General features: G+C 72.5%; 1 protein-coding gene. It reads left to right on the forward strand.

Annotated features, from left to right (window positions below; genetic code table 11):
* Positions 1-48: 48 nt before the first annotated feature.
* A partial coding sequence (locus tag SB822_RS60490; protein WP_410859572.1) for a hypothetical protein occupies positions 49-240 on the forward strand: 192 nt, incomplete at its 3' end.

Genomic DNA, 240 nt, shown 5'->3' on the forward strand with positions numbered 1-240 from the left:
CCATTCGGGCAACAATTCCCCCAGATGAGCCCAGCAACGGAATCCGCGATGCGCCGCAGTCTTGCCCTGTTCCTGCTCCTTGCCGGCTGCCTGGTCCCGGCCCTGGCCGCCGCCCAGGCCGACCTGCGCACCGAAGGCGACGTCGCCAGGGCGCAGGGTACCTACGAGGCCGAAGTGCCGGTCAACAGCCAGGGCGAGGGCGACCGTGCCGGCGCGCTGGCGCGCGCGCTGGGCAGCGTG

Source organism: Paraburkholderia sp. SIMBA_054 (genome assembly GCF_046534875.1).
Taxonomy (GTDB): Bacteria; Pseudomonadota; Gammaproteobacteria; order Burkholderiales; family Burkholderiaceae; genus Paraburkholderia; species Paraburkholderia hospita.